The organism is Actinoplanes sp. NPDC048988 (assembly GCF_043197815.1).
Classification (GTDB): domain Bacteria; phylum Actinomycetota; class Actinomycetes; order Mycobacteriales; family Micromonosporaceae; genus Actinoplanes.
Window position 1 is genome coordinate 56,501 of the sequence record NZ_JBICTW010000009.1, and the last position, 15,250, is coordinate 71,750.

Consider the following 15,250-nt stretch of genomic DNA (forward strand, 5'->3'; position numbering starts at 1 on the left):
GGTGCCGCCCGGGATCCAACGCGGGGGTGTAGGCAGTGCGAGAAGAGGTGCCGCGGCAAGGGCGGCGGAGAACAACCAGATGGGCGCTGGCCGGTGCGACCGTGCTGCTCGCCGCGGGGTCGGTGCTGGCCAATCCGGCGCCGGCCCTGGCCGCGCTCGGCGCGCCGGGCAACGTGACGGCCACCGCGGGACGCCGGGCGATCACCGTCGCCTGGAGCGCCCCGCAGACGCCGAACGGAACGATCAACCGCTACATCGCCTCCACCGCCAGCGGTGAGAGCTGTGAGGCGCCGGCTGGGACACTCACCTGCACGATCGGCTCGCTGCAGCGAACGTGTCGTACGTGGTGGGTGTGGTCGCCTGCCCGAACGCCACCAATCTGACCGACTGTTCGACCAAGGCGACAGCCGCCGCCGCGGTCATGCCCGGCCCACCGGCGGCTCCGGCCGCGCCGACGGTCACCTACAACGGCGACCCGCACAAGGTGACGCTGACGTGGACCGCTCCGACGCCGTCGGTGCCCATCACGTCGTACCGGGTGACGCCGTCGCTGTCGGACAACCTCACGGGCTCCTGCACGGGCCTGGTGTCGGGGACCACGTGCGACTACGCCGGCCTGGGCGATGGGCTGTCGTACACGTTCAAACTGACGGCCATCGGCCCGCTCGGCAGCTCGGCGGTGGGCGCGGCCTCCGCGCCGAAGATCGCCGCCGTGCCGAACCCGGTGGACACACCGACCGTCACGCGAGACTCCGACACGGCGGCCACGGTGTCGTGGACCAAGCCGGTCGGCGGCGCGGCCATCACCGGCTACACCGTGCGGATCCTGCCGAAGGGCGGCGCGGCGGTGACGGCCCCCTGCAAGCCCGGCGCGGCGGACACGCTGTGCCGGATCACGAGCCTGACCGCCACCCAGGAGTACACCTTCACGGTCGAGGCCGTGGGGGAGACCGGCGGCGGCACCTCCGGTCCCAGCTCGCCGTCCAACCCGATCATTCCCGGTGTGCCGGCCAAGCCCGGCGTCCCGGTCGTGGAACTGGGCGACGCACCCGGCAAGGTGACGGTGCGGTGGAGCCCGTCGACCGGCGGCGCCGCGGTCACCAGCTACACGGTGAAGGCGACCAGCGACGGCGCCGCGCTGACCCCGCAGACGGTCCTTGCGACGGTGACCCGGGCCGACTTCAGCGGGCTGCAGGACGGCAAGGCCTACACCTTCACGGTGACGGCCACCAACGCGACCGGATCGCAGACATCCGACCCGAGCGACCCGATCATGTCGCAGCTGCCGGGCCAGCCGGCCAACGTGAAGACCCAGCTGGGCACCACGGCCGGCAAGGTGGTGCCCACCTGGGACGCGCCGGTCGCCGGTGGACCGGTCAACTACTACACGGTGGCGTCGTCGGGCGGCACGGCCGGGACGCTGTCCACGGACTGCGGGTTCAACCTGGACAAGCCGTCCTGCGAGATCACCAACCTGGACCCGGCCTCGGCTTACACGTTCACCGTGACCGCGGTCGGTGACCTCGGCGTCAAGGCGTCGGAACCGACAGCCGCCGTCAAGCCGGCCAAGCCCGGCGCCGTCGCCACCGCGCAGACGGCCCTGACCGGCAACGCGGGCGAGGCGAAGGTGAGCTGGACGCCGCCGGCCACGGGCGGCGCGGTCGCGAGCTACACGGTGACCGCCACCGCACCCGGTGAGAACCCCGTCGTCAAGTGCGACAAGGTCAGCGCGGACCTCAGGGAGTGCCTGTTCACCGGTCTGAACGTCGCCAAGTCGTACACGTTCCAGGTCTCGGCCGACAACCCGGTCGGTGGCAGCGTCCTGACGGCCGCGCCGGTGGTGGGCGACGTCCCGTCCGCACCGCGGGATGTCAAGCCGAGTCTGAAGGCCGGAACTCCCGGAACGGTCAAGGTCGAGTGGACCGCGCCGGTCACCGACAAGGCCACGCAGTACGTGGTGACGGCCTACGACGCCGGTGTCGCGACCGCGCTGACCTGCGCCACGACCGAGCTGACCTGTGACGTGCCCGGTCTCTCGGCGTCGAAGCCGTACACGTTCGTCGTACGGGCCTCCAACCCGCTCGGCTATGCGGACGCGGCCGCCTCGGCCGCGCTGGTGGCCAACCAGCCGGGCGCGCCGACCGCGGTCGCGGTCAAGGTGACCGGTGATGGCACGGTCGACGTCACCTGGTCACCGCCGCTCGAGAACACCGGCGGCGCGGTCGACACCTACGACGTCTTGAGCATCGACCCCGACGAGATGCCCTCGGTCGTCTGTCCGAACGTCGCCACTGGCGGCCAGCTCAAGTGCTCGGCGAACATCGGTTCGTCGATCGCCTACAAGTTCAAGGTCGAGGCGGTCAACAAGGCCGGCCGGACGCCGTCCGCGACCACCCAGGCCGTGCTGGCCGCGGCACCCGGGACGCCGACCATCACCGGCGTGGCGCTGGGCGCCAACGACCCGGGGACGGTCATCGTCTCCTGGTCCCAGGGCGCCGGCGGCGGGGTCGACCACTACATGGTGACCGCTACCCCGGCCGACAATGGCAGTGGCTCCACCAAGTGCACCTCCGTGGCGTCGACCGCCACCTCCTGCACTCTGGATGACCTGCGGGAAGGCACGTCCTACACGTTCGTCGTGAGCGCCGTGAACGACGTCAGCACTGTGCCGTCGAGTTCCAGCGCCTCCATCCGGCCGGACAAGCCCGGCATTCCGGTTGACGTCACGGCGGTGCAGGTCCCCAACCAGCCCGGTCACGTGAAGGTGACCTGGGCCGCCCCGGTCCCGGACACCGGCGGCGCTGTGGACCACTACGAGGTGACCGCCGTCGACACCGACGGCAACTCGGTGACCGGCTGCGCGAACGTGGCCAAGGACGCGGAATCGCTGGAATGCCCGATCGACAGCGGCCTCAACCTGGCCAAGCGCTACACCTTCCAGGTCGCCGCCGTCAACGTCGCCGGCTCCACGGTGAAGGCCGCACCCACCAGCTTCGTGCCGGACAAGCCGGCCGCGCCGGCCTCGGTGAACGTGACGCTGCCCCTGCCGGGCACCGCGGTGGTGACCTGGCCCGCGTCGACCGGCGGGGCCGCGACGAAGTACGTGGTGTCGATCGTCTCGAACCAGGAGGGCGAAGAGCTGCCTGGGGCCTGCACCGTCGACCTCGTGGCGGAGCCGAATCATCCACTCGAATGCCATTTCCCTGACCTGAACCAGGAGAACCAGTACACGTTCACGATCACGGCGAGCAACACCGCCGGCACGTCGGCCAAGACGAGTGCGCCGTTCATCCCGAACCGGCCGAACCCGCCGGGTGAGCCGGATTCCCGAGTGGTCTCGGCCACCGAGGTCAGAATCACCTGGAGCGAGCCGGACCCGGGCGGCCCGGTGGCGTCGTACACCGTCAACGCCTATGCGATGGACGATCCGGAGACGGAGATCCACTCGAACGGCTGCACCAACGTCACGAAGCTGGAGTGCGTCTTCGGCGGACTGGATCCCACCAAGACCTACCAGCTCTACGTCGTGGCGAACGGTCCCGGCGGCGGAGTGTCCGAGAACAGCATCGCGGCCGGGCCCATCACCACGGCCCCGCCCGGCAAGCCGGGCACGCCGACCGTGGAGTGGGCCGGTCCGAACGCCGTCCGGGTGACGTGGATGCCGAACGACAAGGGTGGTCCGGTCGAGGGCTTCTGGGTGGACCCGACTCCCAACGTCCTCGGCCCCTCCAACTGCTCCGGCGTCGTCGGCGCGGTCGAGGACACCGACGAGATCGGACTGATGACCTGCTACGTCGACCATCTGATCAGCGGTACGACGTACACCTTCAAGATCACCGCGCGGGGCACCGCCGACCGTACGGTCTCCAGCGAGTCGTCGCTGCCGATCGTCGCCGGCCCGCCGGACACGCCCGAGCGGCCGACGGTCGCCCCGGGCTCTTCGAACACCGAGGTTTCGGTGAGCTGGACGGCGCCGACCTCCGGCGTCGAGATCGCCGGCTACACCGTGATCGCCGTGCCGGGCCCGGCCGGCTGCACGACCGCCGACACCTCCTGCACGGTGAAGGGCCTCGACGCCAAGACGAAGTACCGGTTCCGGGTGCAGGCGAACGGCGCGAACGACAGCGGCGACTCCGCCTTCAGCCCCGCCTCCGAGGAGATCGCCCCGGCCGCGCCGGGCAAGCCGTCCGACGTCGCCGTGGCGGCGGGCGACCGGCAGATCGCGGTCTCCTGGACCGCTCCGGCGTCGATCACCGCAGTGACGAAGTACGAGGCCAAGGCCTCGCCGGGCGGCACGATCATCCGGCGAGTACAGCACCCGGCCGGTCCAATCCGTGGTGGAATTCGCTCCACTTCTACCTGCGGAGATCTCGCCCGGCACGGTTTCCGGCATGGCAGGGCTCGCGCGCCTGCGCGATGCTGGTCGTGTGACCACCCCGCAGAACCTCGACGAGCGTTTCCGCGACGCGGTGTCGGCCCTGGCGCCGCCCGGCGACCGTCGCGCGCCCGGCGACCCCGTCCGCGACGGCTCCACCCTCACCGGCGCCCGCGCGCTCGAACTGTTCGACGCCCAGCTCGCCAGCCGGCATCTCGACCTCGCGGCCCGCTGGCTGCGCAGCTTCAACGAGGGCTTCTACACGATCGGATCGTCCGGCCACGAGGGAAACGCGGCGGTCGCGGCCGCGCTGCTGCCGACCGACCCGGCCCTGCTGCACTACCGCTCCGCCGCGTTCTTCAGCGCCCGCGCCAAAAGCCTGGCCGACGCCGCGCGCGACGTGCTGCGCGGCGTGGTCGCCTCGGCCCGCGAGCCCATCGCCGGCGGGCGGCACAAGGTCTTCGGCAGCGCCGAGCTGAACATCATCCCGACCACCTCGACGGTCGCCTCGCACCTGCCGCGGGCCGTCGGCCTGGCGTTCTCGCTGGGCCGCTCCGCACGCGACGCCATCGCCGCCGCCTCCTTCGGCGACGCCTCGATCAACCACGCCGCGGCCACGGCCGCGCTCAACTCCGCGGGCTGGTTCGAACACACCGCCGTACCCCTGCCCCTGCTCCTGATCTGCGAGGACAACGGCCTGGGCATCAGCGTGCCGTCGCCGGACGGCTGGGTGGCCGCGATGCTCGGATCACGGCCGGGCCTGCGCTACACCGCGGCCGACGGCTGCGACCTGGCCGCCACGTACGACGCCGCCACCGACGCCGCCGGCTACGTGCGCCGCGAACGGCGGCCGGCGATCCTGCACCTGTCCACCGTGCGCCTGATGGGTCACGCCGGCGCCGACGCCGAGGTGGGCTACCGCTCCGCCGAGGACATCAGGCGCGACCTCGAGCGCGATCCGCTGGTCGTCACCGCCCGCATGCTGGTCGCCGGCGGCCTGCTGACGCCCGACGAGGCCATCACCCGCTACGACGAGGTCGGCTGGCAGGTCCGCAAGGTCGCCGAGGAGGTGCTCGGCGAACCGAAACTGACCACGGTGGCCGAGATCGTCGCCCCGCTCGCCCCACGCCGGCCGCTGCGGGCCGCCCACGCGATCACCGAGGCGGCGTCCCGGGCGCTCGGGCCGGGGGCCGCCGCCCGCTCCCGGGCCTTCGGCGGCAAGCTGCCGGAGAACGCCGGGCCGCTCACCCTCGCGCAGACCGTCAACGCCGCCCTCACCGACGCGCTGACGGCCGACCCGGGCGTGTTGGTGTTCGGGGAGGACGTCGGGCGTAAAGGCGGCGTCTACGGCGTCACGAAGCACCTACAGGAGCGGTTCGGGGCCGAGCGGGTCTTCGACACCCTGCTCGACGAGACGACGATCCTGGGCCTCGCGCTCGGCGCCGGCCTCGACGGGATGCTGCCCATCCCCGAGATCCAATACCTGGCCTACCTGCACAACGCCGAGGACCAACTGCGCGGCGAGGCGGCCACGATGTCGTTCTTCTCGTCCGGCGCCTACAAAAACCCCATGGTCGTACGGGTACCCGGGCTCGCCTATCAGCAGACGTTCGGCGGCCACTTCCACAACGACAACTCGGTCGCCGTCCTGCGTGACGTGCCCGGCCTCGTCCTGGCCGTGCCGGCCCGGCCCGGTGACGCGGCCCCGATGCTGCGCTCCTGCCTGGCCTCGGCCAGGGCGGACGGCAGCGTCTGCGTCTTCCTCGAGCCGATCGCGCTCTACCACACCCGCGACCTGTACGAGCAGGGCGACAACGAGTGGCTGGCCCCCTACGTGGGCCCGCACGCCTGGTCGTCCGAACACGTGCCAATCGGCCGCGCCCGCACCTACCCGGTCGGCGACGCGGCGGATCTGACCATCATCACGTACGGCAACGGGCTGCGCATGTCACTGCGGGTCGCGGCCCGGCTGGCCGAGCAGGGCTACGGATCCCGAGTGGTGGACCTGCGCTGGATTTCCCCACTGCCGGTGAACGACCTGGTGAGAGAGGCCGCCGCGACCGGCCGCGTGCTGATCGTGGACGAGACCCGCCGCTCCGGCGGCGTCGGCGAGGGAGTCCTCGCGGCCCTGGTGGACGGCGGTTTCGTAGGCTCGGCACGCCGGATCGCGTCGGCGGATTCGCTGATTCCGCTGGGTCCGGCCGCACAACAGGTGCTGGTGGGAGAGGATGCCATCACACAGGGTGCCCACACCCTGCTGGCACGGTAAATTGCCTCACACTCGGTGCGCCACTTGCGCCCGGGCGCGCAAGTGTGTGGACTACCCCCAAGTTCACGCACCGACTTTCTTGGCTAGGAGGACTTAGACAGTGAGCGCGACCGCTGGTCAGGCCGACGGCGTACGCAGCCTGGCGGACCGGTTCGGCTTCGAGCCGAACATGGTGGTCATGGAGATGGGCTACGACGACGATGTCGACGAGGACCTCCGTGACGCCCTGACCGAACGCGTCGGCGATTTGGTCGACGAGGACACCGACGAGGTCGTCGACGCGGTGCTGTTGTGGTACCGCGACGGCGACGGAGACCTCTTCGAACTTCTGACCGACGCCCTGGGCCCCCTCGCCGACAACGGCGTGGTGTGGCTGCTGACCCCCAAGGCCGGCCGTGACGGCCACGTCGAACCGAGCGACATCAGCGAGTCCGCCCCCACGGCAGGCTTGCAGCAGACGTCGACGGTCAACGCCGGCAAGGACTGGACCGGGGCCCGCCTGGTCTCACCCAGGGGTGCGAAGAAGAAGTAGCTCACTGGATTCCCCAGCCCGACCGGCGTCCTCGCGACGCCGGTCCAGCTAGGGTTGTGCCCATGCCACTTCCCGTCGGCGCCGAAGCGCCCGACTTCACCCTGAAGGACCAGAACAACCAGGAGGTACGCCTACGGGACTTCCGCGGTCGCAAAGCGGTCCTGCTGGTGTTCTACCCCTTCACCTTCACCGGCGGCTGCCGGCGCGAACTGGCCGCCGTACGGGACAACCTGCCCGCCTTCCAGAACGAGCAGGTCCAGGTCCTGGCCGTCAGCGTCGACTCGGTCTACAGCCACAAGGTCTGGGCCGGCCAGGAAGGCTTCGACTTCCCGCTCCTGGCCGACTTCTGGCCCCACGGCGAGGTGGCCCGCGCCTACGACGTCTTCAACGACGGCGGAGGCATGGCCAACCGCGGCACCTTCGTCATCGACCAGGACGGCATCATCCAGTTCGCCGAGATGATCGGCCCCGGCGAGTCCCGCGACGTGAAAGCCTGGCTGGCCGCACTCGATAGCTGAAACCGGCCCAGGTACGATGACGGCTCCGGTGAACACCGGGCGCGTAGCTCAGTGGGAGAGCACTCGCCTTACAAGCGAGGGGTCGTAGGTTCGAAACCTACCGCGCCCACGAGTCGGGCATCCCCCTGTCCGCGGAAAGCGCGGACCGGGCCGACCCGTCATATCTGCTCCGGGGCCGAGCCCCGGAGACCCCACGTTCCGTCCGGCTGCGGCTGGGTGGGTGGGGGTTCTTCGGCCTTCGGCCTTCAGTTTTTGGGTACGGCGTTCGGCCTGCCCTGGGATCGGACGTGGGCTTCCGGCTTGACCGTTTGTTGCCTTCGGCCGGATCGGCCCTTTGCCTTGGTTACGTTTTCCTCGCCTTCGCTTTGACTTTCCCTAGACCGGGCCGGGCGTGGCCCGTCGCTTCGCCTTCGGCTTGGTCGTTTCCTGGGCCCGGCCTGGCTTGGCCGTCGCTTCGCTTCGGCTGGCCGTTCCCTCGGCCGGGCTGGCGGGGCGCGTCGCTTCGCCTTCGGGCGGCCTTTGCTTCGGTGTCGGCGCGGCCCCATCCCCTCGCCTTCGGCTGGGGCTGCCGCTCTGCTTTTGGTAGAACATCTAGCCCTTTGTTCGGCGGGGGCTGTTTCTTTGCTTTCGGCGGGGTCCTGCCCTTCGTCTGGTCGGGCCGGCCCCTTGGGCGGGCGGGCACGGCCTCCGCTTTGGGGTCGTCCTTCTCGCCTTTCATCCCTTCAGGGCGGCGGGGATGGCTCGGTTCTTCTTTCTTCTTCGGGGCGGCACTTGCCTTGGCGTGGGCGGGGCCTCTTTCCATCGCCTTGGGGTGGGCTCTGCTGTCGCCCTTGGTGGGGTCGTCGCGTCGACTTGGGTTGTCGTCTTTCGACGGTTGGGTGGGGTGGGGTTCTGGGTTGCGGTGGGAGGTGGGCTGGGGGTTTCGGGATTGGGCCTGAAGGGGTGGCGGGGTGTGGTTGCGTGGGGGAAAGGGTCTTTGGTGGGGGATGGGGGATTTGTGCGCGCTCGGCATGAGCTTGGGGTTGAGGGGGACCGGCGGTACTCGGTGATTTTGCCGGTGCGGCGGTGGCTGCTGGTGGAGAAAGTGCTTGATGACTACGAGAGCGTGGAAGGGGACCTTCTGGTTGATAGGAGTGCTGCGCATGCGGTTCGGGCGGGGGTGTACGGGGCGGATCTGCGGCCGCTTCCTGATGATCGGGTGGTCAGTGTCGAGCTGTCGGGGGTCGAGTGTCAGCTTGTGGCGGACTCGCTGGCTCATCGGGCGGCGGCGGCCGACACCGAGAGCCATGAGCACGGCATCGGGGTGAGTGGGTCGGAGATCTGGGATCTGTTGCGTGTGCTGGATGCCCAGCTCAAACGGGGGTGACGGCTTGTCGGATCACGGACCGTAAGGGTCTTGCGGCTGCTCGGGGCTGGGAGTCTGGCGTTCGTACGGCATCAAGCCATCGTGCGCCGAAGCCTGGAGGCATCTCCTCGATCGACGGGCGGTCATATGTCAGATCTGTCTGCTGATCTTTTTCAGCGTTGGTATCACTCCGATGAGGAGGACACCGACGACGAGGCCGTCTACCGGCCCGCGGATTTTCCGTTCCCGCCGCGGCGGGCGCCCCGGGAAAGCCTCGAGTTCCGGCCCGGTGGCGGCTACATCGAGTACGGGCCGGGGCCGGCCGACCGGTCGGCGCCGAGCCGGGGGAGCTGGGAGGCGGAGCGGGCGGACGCGGTACGGGTGCGTGCCGGCGCGGGGTCGCGCCTGCTGCACATCACGGCGCACGACGGGCAGGTGCTGAAGATCCGCAAGTGACCGACAGGAGATGAGTTTCCGTGGACGCCGACGAGATCATCGAAGCTCCCGAACGACGCCGCTGCGCCACCGAGGACGTCCACCGACGGCTGCTGAACGAGAGCATCAGTTACCGGGTGGCCCGGACCGACATCGAGAACCTCGCCTTCGCCTACGCGAGCGGCGAGAAACGCGACGACCGCACCGAGGTCGTGAACATCCCGGTCGTGGTGCACGTCGTCTACAACACCGAGGAGCAGAACGTCTCCAAGGAGCAGATCGACAGCCAGATCGCCGTCCTCAACGAGGACTACCGGGCGCTGAACCCGGACGTCAAGGACGTACCACCGATCTGGCAGGGCCTCGTCGCCGACCTGAAGATCGAGTTCCACCTGGCCACCGTGGACCCCCAGGGCAACCCGACGGACGGCGTGACCCGCCGGCAGACGACGCGCACCTCCTTCGGCGGCAACGACACGGTCAAGTTCGCGGCGACCGGTGGCACGGACGCCTGGCCGAGCGACCGCTACCTCAACATGTGGGTCTGCCAGCTCAGCGCCGGCCTGCTCGGGTACGCCCAGTTCCCGGGCGGCCCGGCCGAGACCGACGGCGTCGTGATCACCCACACCGGCTTCGGCAAGACCGGCACGGCCCGGGCGCCGTTCGAGATGGGCCGCACCGCCACCCACGAGATCGGCCACTGGCTCAACCTGTTCCACATCGGCGGCGACGACGGCACCGGCTGCGGCGGCACCGACCTGGTGGCCGACACACCCAACCAGTCCGACCAGAACGTCGGCCGGCCCAAGTTCCCGCGCATCACCTGCGGCAACGGTCCCAACGGGGACATGTTCATGAACTACATGGACTACGTCGACGACGCCGCCATGTTCATGTTCACCAAGGGGCAACTCGAGCGCATCGACGCCTGCCTGGCCGGCCCCCGCCAGAGCCTGAAGGCCACCCCGCCCACGACGTGACGACCCCGGCCGCCGCACGTCGACCGGCCGCCGCACTCGGCACGGCGGCCGGGCTCGACAGTGGCTGCCGCGAAGGGGAGGGCCGGGCGCAACGGCGCGCCCGGCCTTCACCCGTCACATGGCGGTCTCGCCCTCAGCCGGGCCGCCGAGCGGCGCGTCGGAAACGGCCGTGGCGGTGGGCACGGCAGGCGGCGCGCTCCGGGCGGTCGCCGGGGCGGCCGGGGTGACCAGGGCCGCCGCGGCGGCCGGGGTGACCGGGGCGGCCTGGACGGCCGGTGTGGCTGGGGTGACCGGGGCAGCCGGTGTGGCTGGGGCGGCTCGGGTGGCCGGTGTGGCTGGGGCGGCTGGGGTGGCCGGTGTGGCTGGGGCGGCTGGGGTGGGGGCCGGGGAGTGCCAGCGGGCGCCGGGGGAGAGCTCGCCCAGGTGTTCCAGGCGGGCGCGGATGCCGCCGTTGCTGCGGCCGAACTCGGACATCAGGTCGCGGGGGCGGGCGCCCTCGCGGTAGCGGGTCAGGAGGCGGTCGTCGTCGTCCGGGGTCCAGCGGGTGCCCTGGTTGGGGTGGCGGCGCTCGGGCGGTGGGGCGTCGCGGGCCGAGGGTGAGGGCCGGGTCATGGCCAGCAGGCCGGCCAGGGTGGAGGTGAGCACGTCGGTCAGGCCGGGCAGGTCGGACGAGGCTATGCCGGCGCTGAGCTCGCTCACCACGTTGCCGTCGGTGTCGCTGCTGACGATGCAGAGGTCGAGGCGATCGTGCTCGGCGGGGAACGAGGTGACCTGGTACTCGGTGTCGCCCAGGACGAGGCGGCGGTCGAGGGTGATCGGTGCGGTTCGGAACGCGGTGTCATTCATGGCCGCGAAGTTAGACCCACCCCCTGACAGTTTCGGGTGATCACTCCAGGCGGGACGCCAGGACCTGTACGCCGGGGCCGTCCAGCTCGCCCAGGACGGTCCGCCGGCCGGTCATCGCCATCATCAGGGCCTCGGCCGGACCGGCCACCAGGTGACCGGCGCCGAAGGTCCAGTCCAGGTCGGACGCCGCGAAGAGCAGGCCGGCGAGCCAGGACCTGCGGGTGAAGCCGACCGGGCGGCCGGTGGTCAGGAAGTCCAGGGCGATCCGCAGCGAGTCCAGCGGCAGGCGGTGCGGCAGGCCCAGGGGGCGCCGGATGTCCTGTCCGTGCACCAGCAGGTCGGTGAGCTGGCCGGGGTAGCCGACCAGGGGCGGTTTGAAGTCGTTCTCGGCGTTGCGGCGCAGGCCCTCGGCGATCTCCTCGACCGGCAGCCGGCCGAGCGACTGGGCCAGCAGCGCGTTGGCCCGGTGCAGCCGGAAACCGGAGCGCACCATCGCCGACACGGTCGCCCCGCGTGGCGCCTCCACCGCGGCCAGCAGGTGGGCCGCCACCTCGCGGACCGTCCAGTCGCCGCAGAGGCTGCGCACCGCCAGCTGGGACGGGGTCAGCGACTCGAGCAGGTCGGCCGTGCGGCGTCTTTCCTGCGCTATCGCCTGGCGGACCGGCATCATTCGTACAGCTTCGCGGCGTACGCGGGCCCGTAGTACTCCTCCAGCGCCGCCATCGACGCCTGCGGCTGCTCGATCGTCTTGGCGATCACGGGACGGGACGGCGCGTCCGACGGCGACCACGAGGCCGGCTCCCACAGACGGGAGCGCAGGAACGCCTTCGAGCAGTGGTAGAAGACCTCTTCGATCTCCACGAGCAGCGCCATCTCGGGACGATGCCGGTGCACCACCATGCGGTCGAAGAGGTCGTCATCGCGTACGAGGCAAGCCCGCCCGTTGATCCTCAAGGTGTCGCCCCGGCCGGGGATCATGTAGATGAGCCCGACGTGCGGGTTGTCGACGATGTTGTGGAATCCGTCGGCGCGCCGGTTGCCGGACCGCTCGGGGATGGCGATCGTCGCCGGATCGAGCACGAGGGTGAAACCGGGCGGATCGCCCTTGGGGGACACGTCCAGGTTGCCGTCGGAGTCCGATGTGGCCACCAGGCAGAACGGTGACGCCGCGAGCCAGTCGCGGTCGAGGTCGTGCAGCGCACGCCGCACCTTGGCCGCCACCCGGGGGATCGGCGTTCCGATGATCTCGCGAAGCTCGTCGTGCGTCGTGATCCGCTGCATGCCGACCACTCTAGGAAGACGCCCCAAGCCATTTGCGGTAGTGCGACGCGAACGGCTCCCGGTCGAGCACCAGCGCCTCGTGCAGGGCGGCCGCACCGGCCCGCGCGCCCGCCACGATCTCCGGTGGGTAGCCCAGCTCGTGGCGGTGCTGCTCGAACTCGTCCTCGTCCTCCACCTCGACCCGCCGGCCCCGGCGGTAGCGAACCAGGTCGATGTCGAGGTCGATCACGGTGATCTCGGCGGGGCCGGTCCAGCGGGCCGGCGTGATGATGTCGCAGTAGAGCTCGCGCCTGTCCGGCGCGGCCAGGAACATCGCCATCCACCAGGCCTCGGCCGGGATCAGCCGGACCGCGTCGACCCTGGTCACGCCGGTCGGGCGGCGGCCGTAGTGGTAGGTGACGACGGTGCCGCGGGGGGTGGACAGCCACGTGCCGAACTCGTCCTCGCCGAGCAGCCGCCCGGTCACCTGCCGATGCGGTCGCCCGTCGAACTTGCGCAGCACCAGATCGACCGCATCCACCCGGCGAGGCTACATCGATCCCCATCGGGGGACATGCCCGGCCGTCCCGCTCCGGCACGCCGCGTGATTCGTTTCAAGGCCGTGAAGGTCGTCATCGACGGCAGGTTCGTGCTCGACGAGGCGGATCTGCAGACGCGCCTGGCCGGAGCGTTCGGCTACGGACCCTTCTACGGACGTGATCTGGCCGCCCTCCGGGACCGGCTGACCGCCGGCGATCCGCGCCCGCTCGAGCTCACCTGGATCCACGCCGACGCCATCCGGCTGGCGCTGGGCGGCGCCGCCTTCCGGGCGTACCTGACGGTCTTTCAGGCGATCGAGGTGGCCGACGAGCGCAAGCCCTGGGACGAGCGCTTCATCTTCCGCCTGTTCGAATAACCGACTCGCACCCGAGCGCTTTCTCATGCCGCCACCCTCGCCACCGATTGCTGAGGGTGCCGGCGGGGAGAACCCACCGGCGGGCGGGCCCCGACCGGTTTCCCCCTGGCGATCGGGCCCGCCCGGACAACTCGAGCAGAAGGAGCGTCGATGGACCGCGAGCTCTACGTCGGCATCGACGCCACCAAGATCGTCGTCAGCGCGCACCCTCTCAAGGTCCGCACGGGCCGGGTCGCCCGGCACCGCGCCGGATCGGTGACGGAGATGCTGCCGGTGGCGCCGAGCGGGGCCACCCGCGAGGAGCGCACCGCGTTCGCCTGCCGCCTGAGCCTCCCGCTGGCCTTCCTGACCGCGCTGGCCGCCGCGGCCGGCGCGCCGTGGTGGCTGCCCGCCGTCGCCTCGGTCGCGACCCTCGCCACCGTCTGGCGCCGCCAGGCCCGCGCCGCCGCCGAGACCGAATTCGAGCTGCCCCGCGACCCGGGGGCCCGGGTGTTGCTGGCCGCCGAGGAGCGGGCCGTCTTCCAGCGGGCCGTCCGGGTCGCGCGCCGCGTCCGCCGGGCCTGGCCGGCCCTGCCGGGCATGGTCGACGAGACGGCCGACCACTCGCTGACCGCTGCCCTCGACGACCTGGCCACGCTTCTCGTACGCCGTCAGGAGCTGCGCCGCCTGCGGGCCGGGCTCGCCGCCGTACCCGATCGGGACGTCCCCGCGGGCAGCCCCGCCCTGTCCGCCCTGTCCGAGCAGCGCGACCAGGCCGAGCGGCTGTGGCGCGAGGCCGGCCGGCAGGTCAACCGGATCCTGCGCGGCCTCGACCGGACCGCCCTGGCCCAGGAGTCGCTGCTGCGCGAGCGGCACATCGGCGAGACCGCCCGGCACGCCGAGCTGGCGCTGGCCGGTCTCGCCCCGGCCGCCCCGGCGGACCACTCGGAGCTCGCCGACCGCACGGACGCCGTGATCACGGCGTATCGAGAGCTGGCAGCAGGTCGAAATTGATCATCGCGCCCGCGGTCAGCCCGGCCGCGGCCGCGGAGATCACCTGGGCCATCGGGTCGGCCACGTTGCCCGCTACCCAGACTCCGGGAACCGCGGTGCGCCCCGAGGGGTCGATCGCGGGAACGTAGGTGCCGATGCCCATGGGGTGCTCCACGGGCTCGAGCCCGAGCTCTTCCAGGAATCCACCTCGCGCCTCCATCCGGGTCGTCACGACCAGGTAGTCACGTGCCACGAAGCTACCGTCCTTGAGCCGGACGCCACCGTCCTCCACAGCGGCCACGTCGTCCACAGCCAGCGGGACGACGTCCTTGCTCCACTGCTGCCAGAGGCGTACCTTCTCCGCGTCGCCGAACACGCCGATGGCCTGACCACGGACTTCGTAGCCGTGGCAGTAAGGGCAGTGCAAGACCATCGAGCCCCAGCGCTCGGCCAGGCCCGGAATGCCGGGCAGCCGGTCGGCGAGCCCGGTGGTGATCAGCAGCCGCTTCGCCCGGAAGGTCGCGCCGTCGGCGAGGCGAACCTCGAAGCCCGGCCGGACCGAGGTCACCGACCCCTCGATCACCTCGCCGCCGTATTTGCGGACCTCGGCCCGGCCCGCCGCGTGGAACTCGGCCGGGGTCATCCCGTCGCGGGTCAGGAAGTTGTGGATGCCGTCGGCCGGCGCGTTCCGCGGCTCGCCCGAGTCGATCACCAGTACCGAGCGCAACGCCCGTCCCAGGGCCACCGCGCCGCTCAGGCCGGCCGGCCCGCCGCCGATAACAATCACGTCGTAAGTCATGGC

General features: G+C 71.1%; 19 protein-coding genes, 1 tRNA gene and 4 pseudogenes. 14 read left to right on the forward strand and 10 right to left on the reverse strand.

All coding sequences use genetic code 11. The features are described from left to right. The first annotated feature begins 35 nt into the window (after positions 1-35). Positions 36-383, forward strand: a complete 348-nt coding sequence (locus tag ACGFJ7_RS26420; RefSeq protein ID WP_360252282.1) for a hypothetical protein — start codon at positions 36-38, stop codon at positions 381-383. Positions 384-606: 223 nt separating this feature from the next. Here the strand turns inward: ACGFJ7_RS26420 and ACGFJ7_RS26425 are convergent, their stop codons facing one another. Then, on the reverse strand, positions 607-807 hold the full coding sequence (locus ACGFJ7_RS26425; RefSeq protein ID WP_392644312.1) for a hypothetical protein: 201 nt from the start codon (positions 805-807) through the stop codon (positions 607-609). On the opposite strand from ACGFJ7_RS26425, the pseudogene ACGFJ7_RS26430 reads away from it, so the two are divergent. Next, positions 770-1,807 (forward strand): annotated as a pseudogene (locus ACGFJ7_RS26430) (fibronectin type III domain-containing protein); the annotation flags it as partial. The gene ACGFJ7_RS26425 and the pseudogene ACGFJ7_RS26430 overlap by 38 nt on opposite strands. A 278-nt stretch (positions 1,808-2,085) precedes the next feature. On the opposite strand, the gene ACGFJ7_RS26435 reads toward ACGFJ7_RS26430, so the two are convergent. Then, positions 2,086-2,229: a hypothetical protein gene (locus tag ACGFJ7_RS26435; RefSeq protein WP_392644314.1), complete on the reverse strand. Its 144-nt coding sequence runs from the start codon at positions 2,227-2,229 to the stop codon at positions 2,086-2,088. Positions 2,230-2,337: 108 nt separating this feature from the next. Next, positions 2,338-2,475, reverse strand: a complete 138-nt coding sequence (locus tag ACGFJ7_RS26440) for a hypothetical protein (protein ID WP_392644316.1) — start codon at positions 2,473-2,475, stop codon at positions 2,338-2,340. Positions 2,476-2,512: 37 nt separating this feature from the next. Here ACGFJ7_RS26440 and ACGFJ7_RS26445 point away from each other — a divergent pair. Continuing rightward, positions 2,513-2,626: pseudogene (locus tag ACGFJ7_RS26445) on the forward strand (hypothetical protein); the annotation flags it as partial. A gap of 165 nt (positions 2,627-2,791) precedes the next feature. Then, positions 2,792-3,490 (forward strand): annotated as a pseudogene (locus ACGFJ7_RS26450) (fibronectin type III domain-containing protein); the annotation flags it as partial. Between the two features lie 29 nt (positions 3,491-3,519). Here the strand turns inward: ACGFJ7_RS26450 and ACGFJ7_RS26455 are convergent. After that, positions 3,520-3,765 carry a hypothetical protein gene (locus tag ACGFJ7_RS26455; protein ID WP_392644318.1) on the reverse strand — a complete coding sequence of 82 codons (246 nt, stop codon included), beginning with the start codon at positions 3,763-3,765 and terminating at the stop codon, positions 3,520-3,522. 24 nt (positions 3,766-3,789) lie between these two features. Further along, entirely contained in the window at positions 3,790-3,948 is a 159-nt protein-coding gene (locus ACGFJ7_RS26460) for a hypothetical protein (protein WP_392644320.1), read from the reverse strand. 19 nt (positions 3,949-3,967) lie between these two features. Here ACGFJ7_RS26460 and ACGFJ7_RS26465 point away from each other — a divergent pair. From ACGFJ7_RS26465 to ACGFJ7_RS26500, 8 genes and pseudogenes are all read left to right on the forward strand, one after another. Further along, positions 3,968-4,084, forward strand: a pseudogene (locus tag ACGFJ7_RS26465) (hypothetical protein); the annotation flags it as partial. A 307-nt stretch (positions 4,085-4,391) separates the two neighbouring features. Then, on the forward strand, positions 4,392-6,644 hold the full coding sequence (locus tag ACGFJ7_RS26470; RefSeq protein WP_360252288.1) for a thiamine pyrophosphate-dependent enzyme: 2,253 nt from the start codon (positions 4,392-4,394) through the stop codon (positions 6,642-6,644). 100 nt (positions 6,645-6,744) lie between these two features. Next, the gene (locus ACGFJ7_RS26475; RefSeq protein WP_360252291.1) at positions 6,745-7,176 is read left to right on the forward strand and encodes a DUF3052 domain-containing protein; all 432 of its coding nucleotides are present in this window, start codon (positions 6,745-6,747) and stop codon (positions 7,174-7,176) included. A 62-nt stretch (positions 7,177-7,238) separates the two neighbouring features. Next, a complete protein-coding gene (locus tag ACGFJ7_RS26480) occupies positions 7,239-7,694 on the forward strand; it encodes a peroxiredoxin (RefSeq protein ID WP_360252294.1) in 456 nt (151 codons plus the stop codon). Positions 7,695-7,731: 37 nt separating this feature from the next. Continuing rightward, positions 7,732-7,803, forward strand: a tRNA-Val gene (locus tag ACGFJ7_RS26485). Positions 7,804-8,739: 936 nt separating this feature from the next. Next, positions 8,740-9,060, forward strand: a complete 321-nt coding sequence (locus ACGFJ7_RS26490; protein ID WP_360252297.1) for a hypothetical protein — start codon at positions 8,740-8,742, stop codon at positions 9,058-9,060. Between the two features lie 126 nt (positions 9,061-9,186). After that, positions 9,187-9,495, forward strand: a complete 309-nt coding sequence (locus ACGFJ7_RS26495) for a hypothetical protein (RefSeq protein ID WP_392644323.1) — start codon at positions 9,187-9,189, stop codon at positions 9,493-9,495. Between the two features lie 20 nt (positions 9,496-9,515). Next, positions 9,516-10,454: a zinc metalloprotease gene (locus ACGFJ7_RS26500; protein ID WP_360252302.1), complete on the forward strand. Its 939-nt coding sequence runs from the start codon at positions 9,516-9,518 to the stop codon at positions 10,452-10,454. Between the two features lie 114 nt (positions 10,455-10,568). Here ACGFJ7_RS26500 and ACGFJ7_RS26505 read toward each other — a convergent pair whose 3' ends face one another. From ACGFJ7_RS26505 to ACGFJ7_RS26520, 4 genes are read right to left on the reverse strand one after another with little or no spacing between them, the layout of a single operon-like run. Next, a complete protein-coding gene (locus ACGFJ7_RS26505; protein ID WP_392644325.1) occupies positions 10,569-11,300 on the reverse strand; it encodes a hypothetical protein in 732 nt (243 codons plus the stop codon). 40 nt (positions 11,301-11,340) lie between these two features. Next, positions 11,341-11,970 (reverse strand): maleylpyruvate isomerase family mycothiol-dependent enzyme, encoded by a 630-nt coding sequence (locus ACGFJ7_RS26510; protein WP_392644327.1) that lies wholly within the window; start codon positions 11,968-11,970, stop codon positions 11,341-11,343. Continuing rightward, a complete protein-coding gene (locus tag ACGFJ7_RS26515) occupies positions 11,967-12,581 on the reverse strand; it encodes a pyridoxamine 5'-phosphate oxidase family protein (protein WP_392644329.1) in 615 nt (204 codons plus the stop codon). Before ACGFJ7_RS26515 ends, ACGFJ7_RS26510 begins: the two co-directional genes overlap by 4 nt. Positions 12,582-12,591: 10 nt before the next feature. Further along, positions 12,592-13,101 carry a DUF402 domain-containing protein gene (locus ACGFJ7_RS26520; RefSeq protein ID WP_360252310.1) on the reverse strand — a complete coding sequence of 170 codons (510 nt, stop codon included), beginning with the start codon at positions 13,099-13,101 and terminating at the stop codon, positions 12,592-12,594. Positions 13,102-13,164: 63 nt separating this feature from the next. Between ACGFJ7_RS26520 and ACGFJ7_RS26525 the strand changes: the two genes are divergently transcribed. Both ACGFJ7_RS26525 and ACGFJ7_RS26530 read left to right on the forward strand, forming a co-directional pair. Beyond that, positions 13,165-13,476, forward strand: a complete 312-nt coding sequence (locus ACGFJ7_RS26525) for a barstar family protein (RefSeq protein WP_360252312.1) — start codon at positions 13,165-13,167, stop codon at positions 13,474-13,476. Between the two features lie 150 nt (positions 13,477-13,626). Continuing rightward, positions 13,627-14,469 carry a hypothetical protein gene (locus tag ACGFJ7_RS26530; protein WP_392644331.1) on the forward strand — a complete coding sequence of 281 codons (843 nt, stop codon included), beginning with the start codon at positions 13,627-13,629 and terminating at the stop codon, positions 14,467-14,469. Here ACGFJ7_RS26530 and ACGFJ7_RS26535 read toward each other — a convergent pair. Next, entirely contained in the window at positions 14,432-15,247 is an 816-nt protein-coding gene (locus ACGFJ7_RS26535) for an NAD(P)/FAD-dependent oxidoreductase (RefSeq protein WP_392644333.1), read from the reverse strand. The two genes, ACGFJ7_RS26530 and ACGFJ7_RS26535, sit on opposite strands and share 38 nt — an antisense overlap. Positions 15,248-15,250: the final 3 nt, after the last annotated feature.

Coding starts and splice junctions, on each gene's coding strand:
- ACGFJ7_RS26480 (WP_360252294.1), top strand. CDS start 7,239: ATGCCACTTCCCGTCGGCGCCGAAGCGCCCGACTTCACCCTGAAGGAC.
- ACGFJ7_RS26440 (WP_392644316.1), bottom strand. CDS start 2,475: ATGACCGTCCCCGGGTCGTTGGCGCCCAGCGCCACGCCGGTGATGGTC.
- ACGFJ7_RS26530 (WP_392644331.1), top strand. CDS start 13,627: ATGGACCGCGAGCTCTACGTCGGCATCGACGCCACCAAGATCGTCGTC.
- ACGFJ7_RS26505 (WP_392644325.1), bottom strand. CDS start 11,300: ATGAATGACACCGCGTTCCGAACCGCACCGATCACCCTCGACCGCCGC.
- ACGFJ7_RS26470 (WP_360252288.1), top strand. CDS start 4,392: ATGGCAGGGCTCGCGCGCCTGCGCGATGCTGGTCGTGTGACCACCCCG.
- ACGFJ7_RS26510 (WP_392644327.1), bottom strand. CDS start 11,970: ATGATGCCGGTCCGCCAGGCGATAGCGCAGGAAAGACGCCGCACGGCC.
- ACGFJ7_RS26515 (WP_392644329.1), bottom strand. CDS start 12,581: ATGCAGCGGATCACGACGCACGACGAGCTTCGCGAGATCATCGGAACG.
- ACGFJ7_RS26495 (WP_392644323.1), top strand. CDS start 9,187: ATGTCAGATCTGTCTGCTGATCTTTTTCAGCGTTGGTATCACTCCGAT.
- ACGFJ7_RS26535 (WP_392644333.1), bottom strand. CDS start 15,247: ATGACTTACGACGTGATTGTTATCGGCGGCGGGCCGGCCGGCCTGAGC.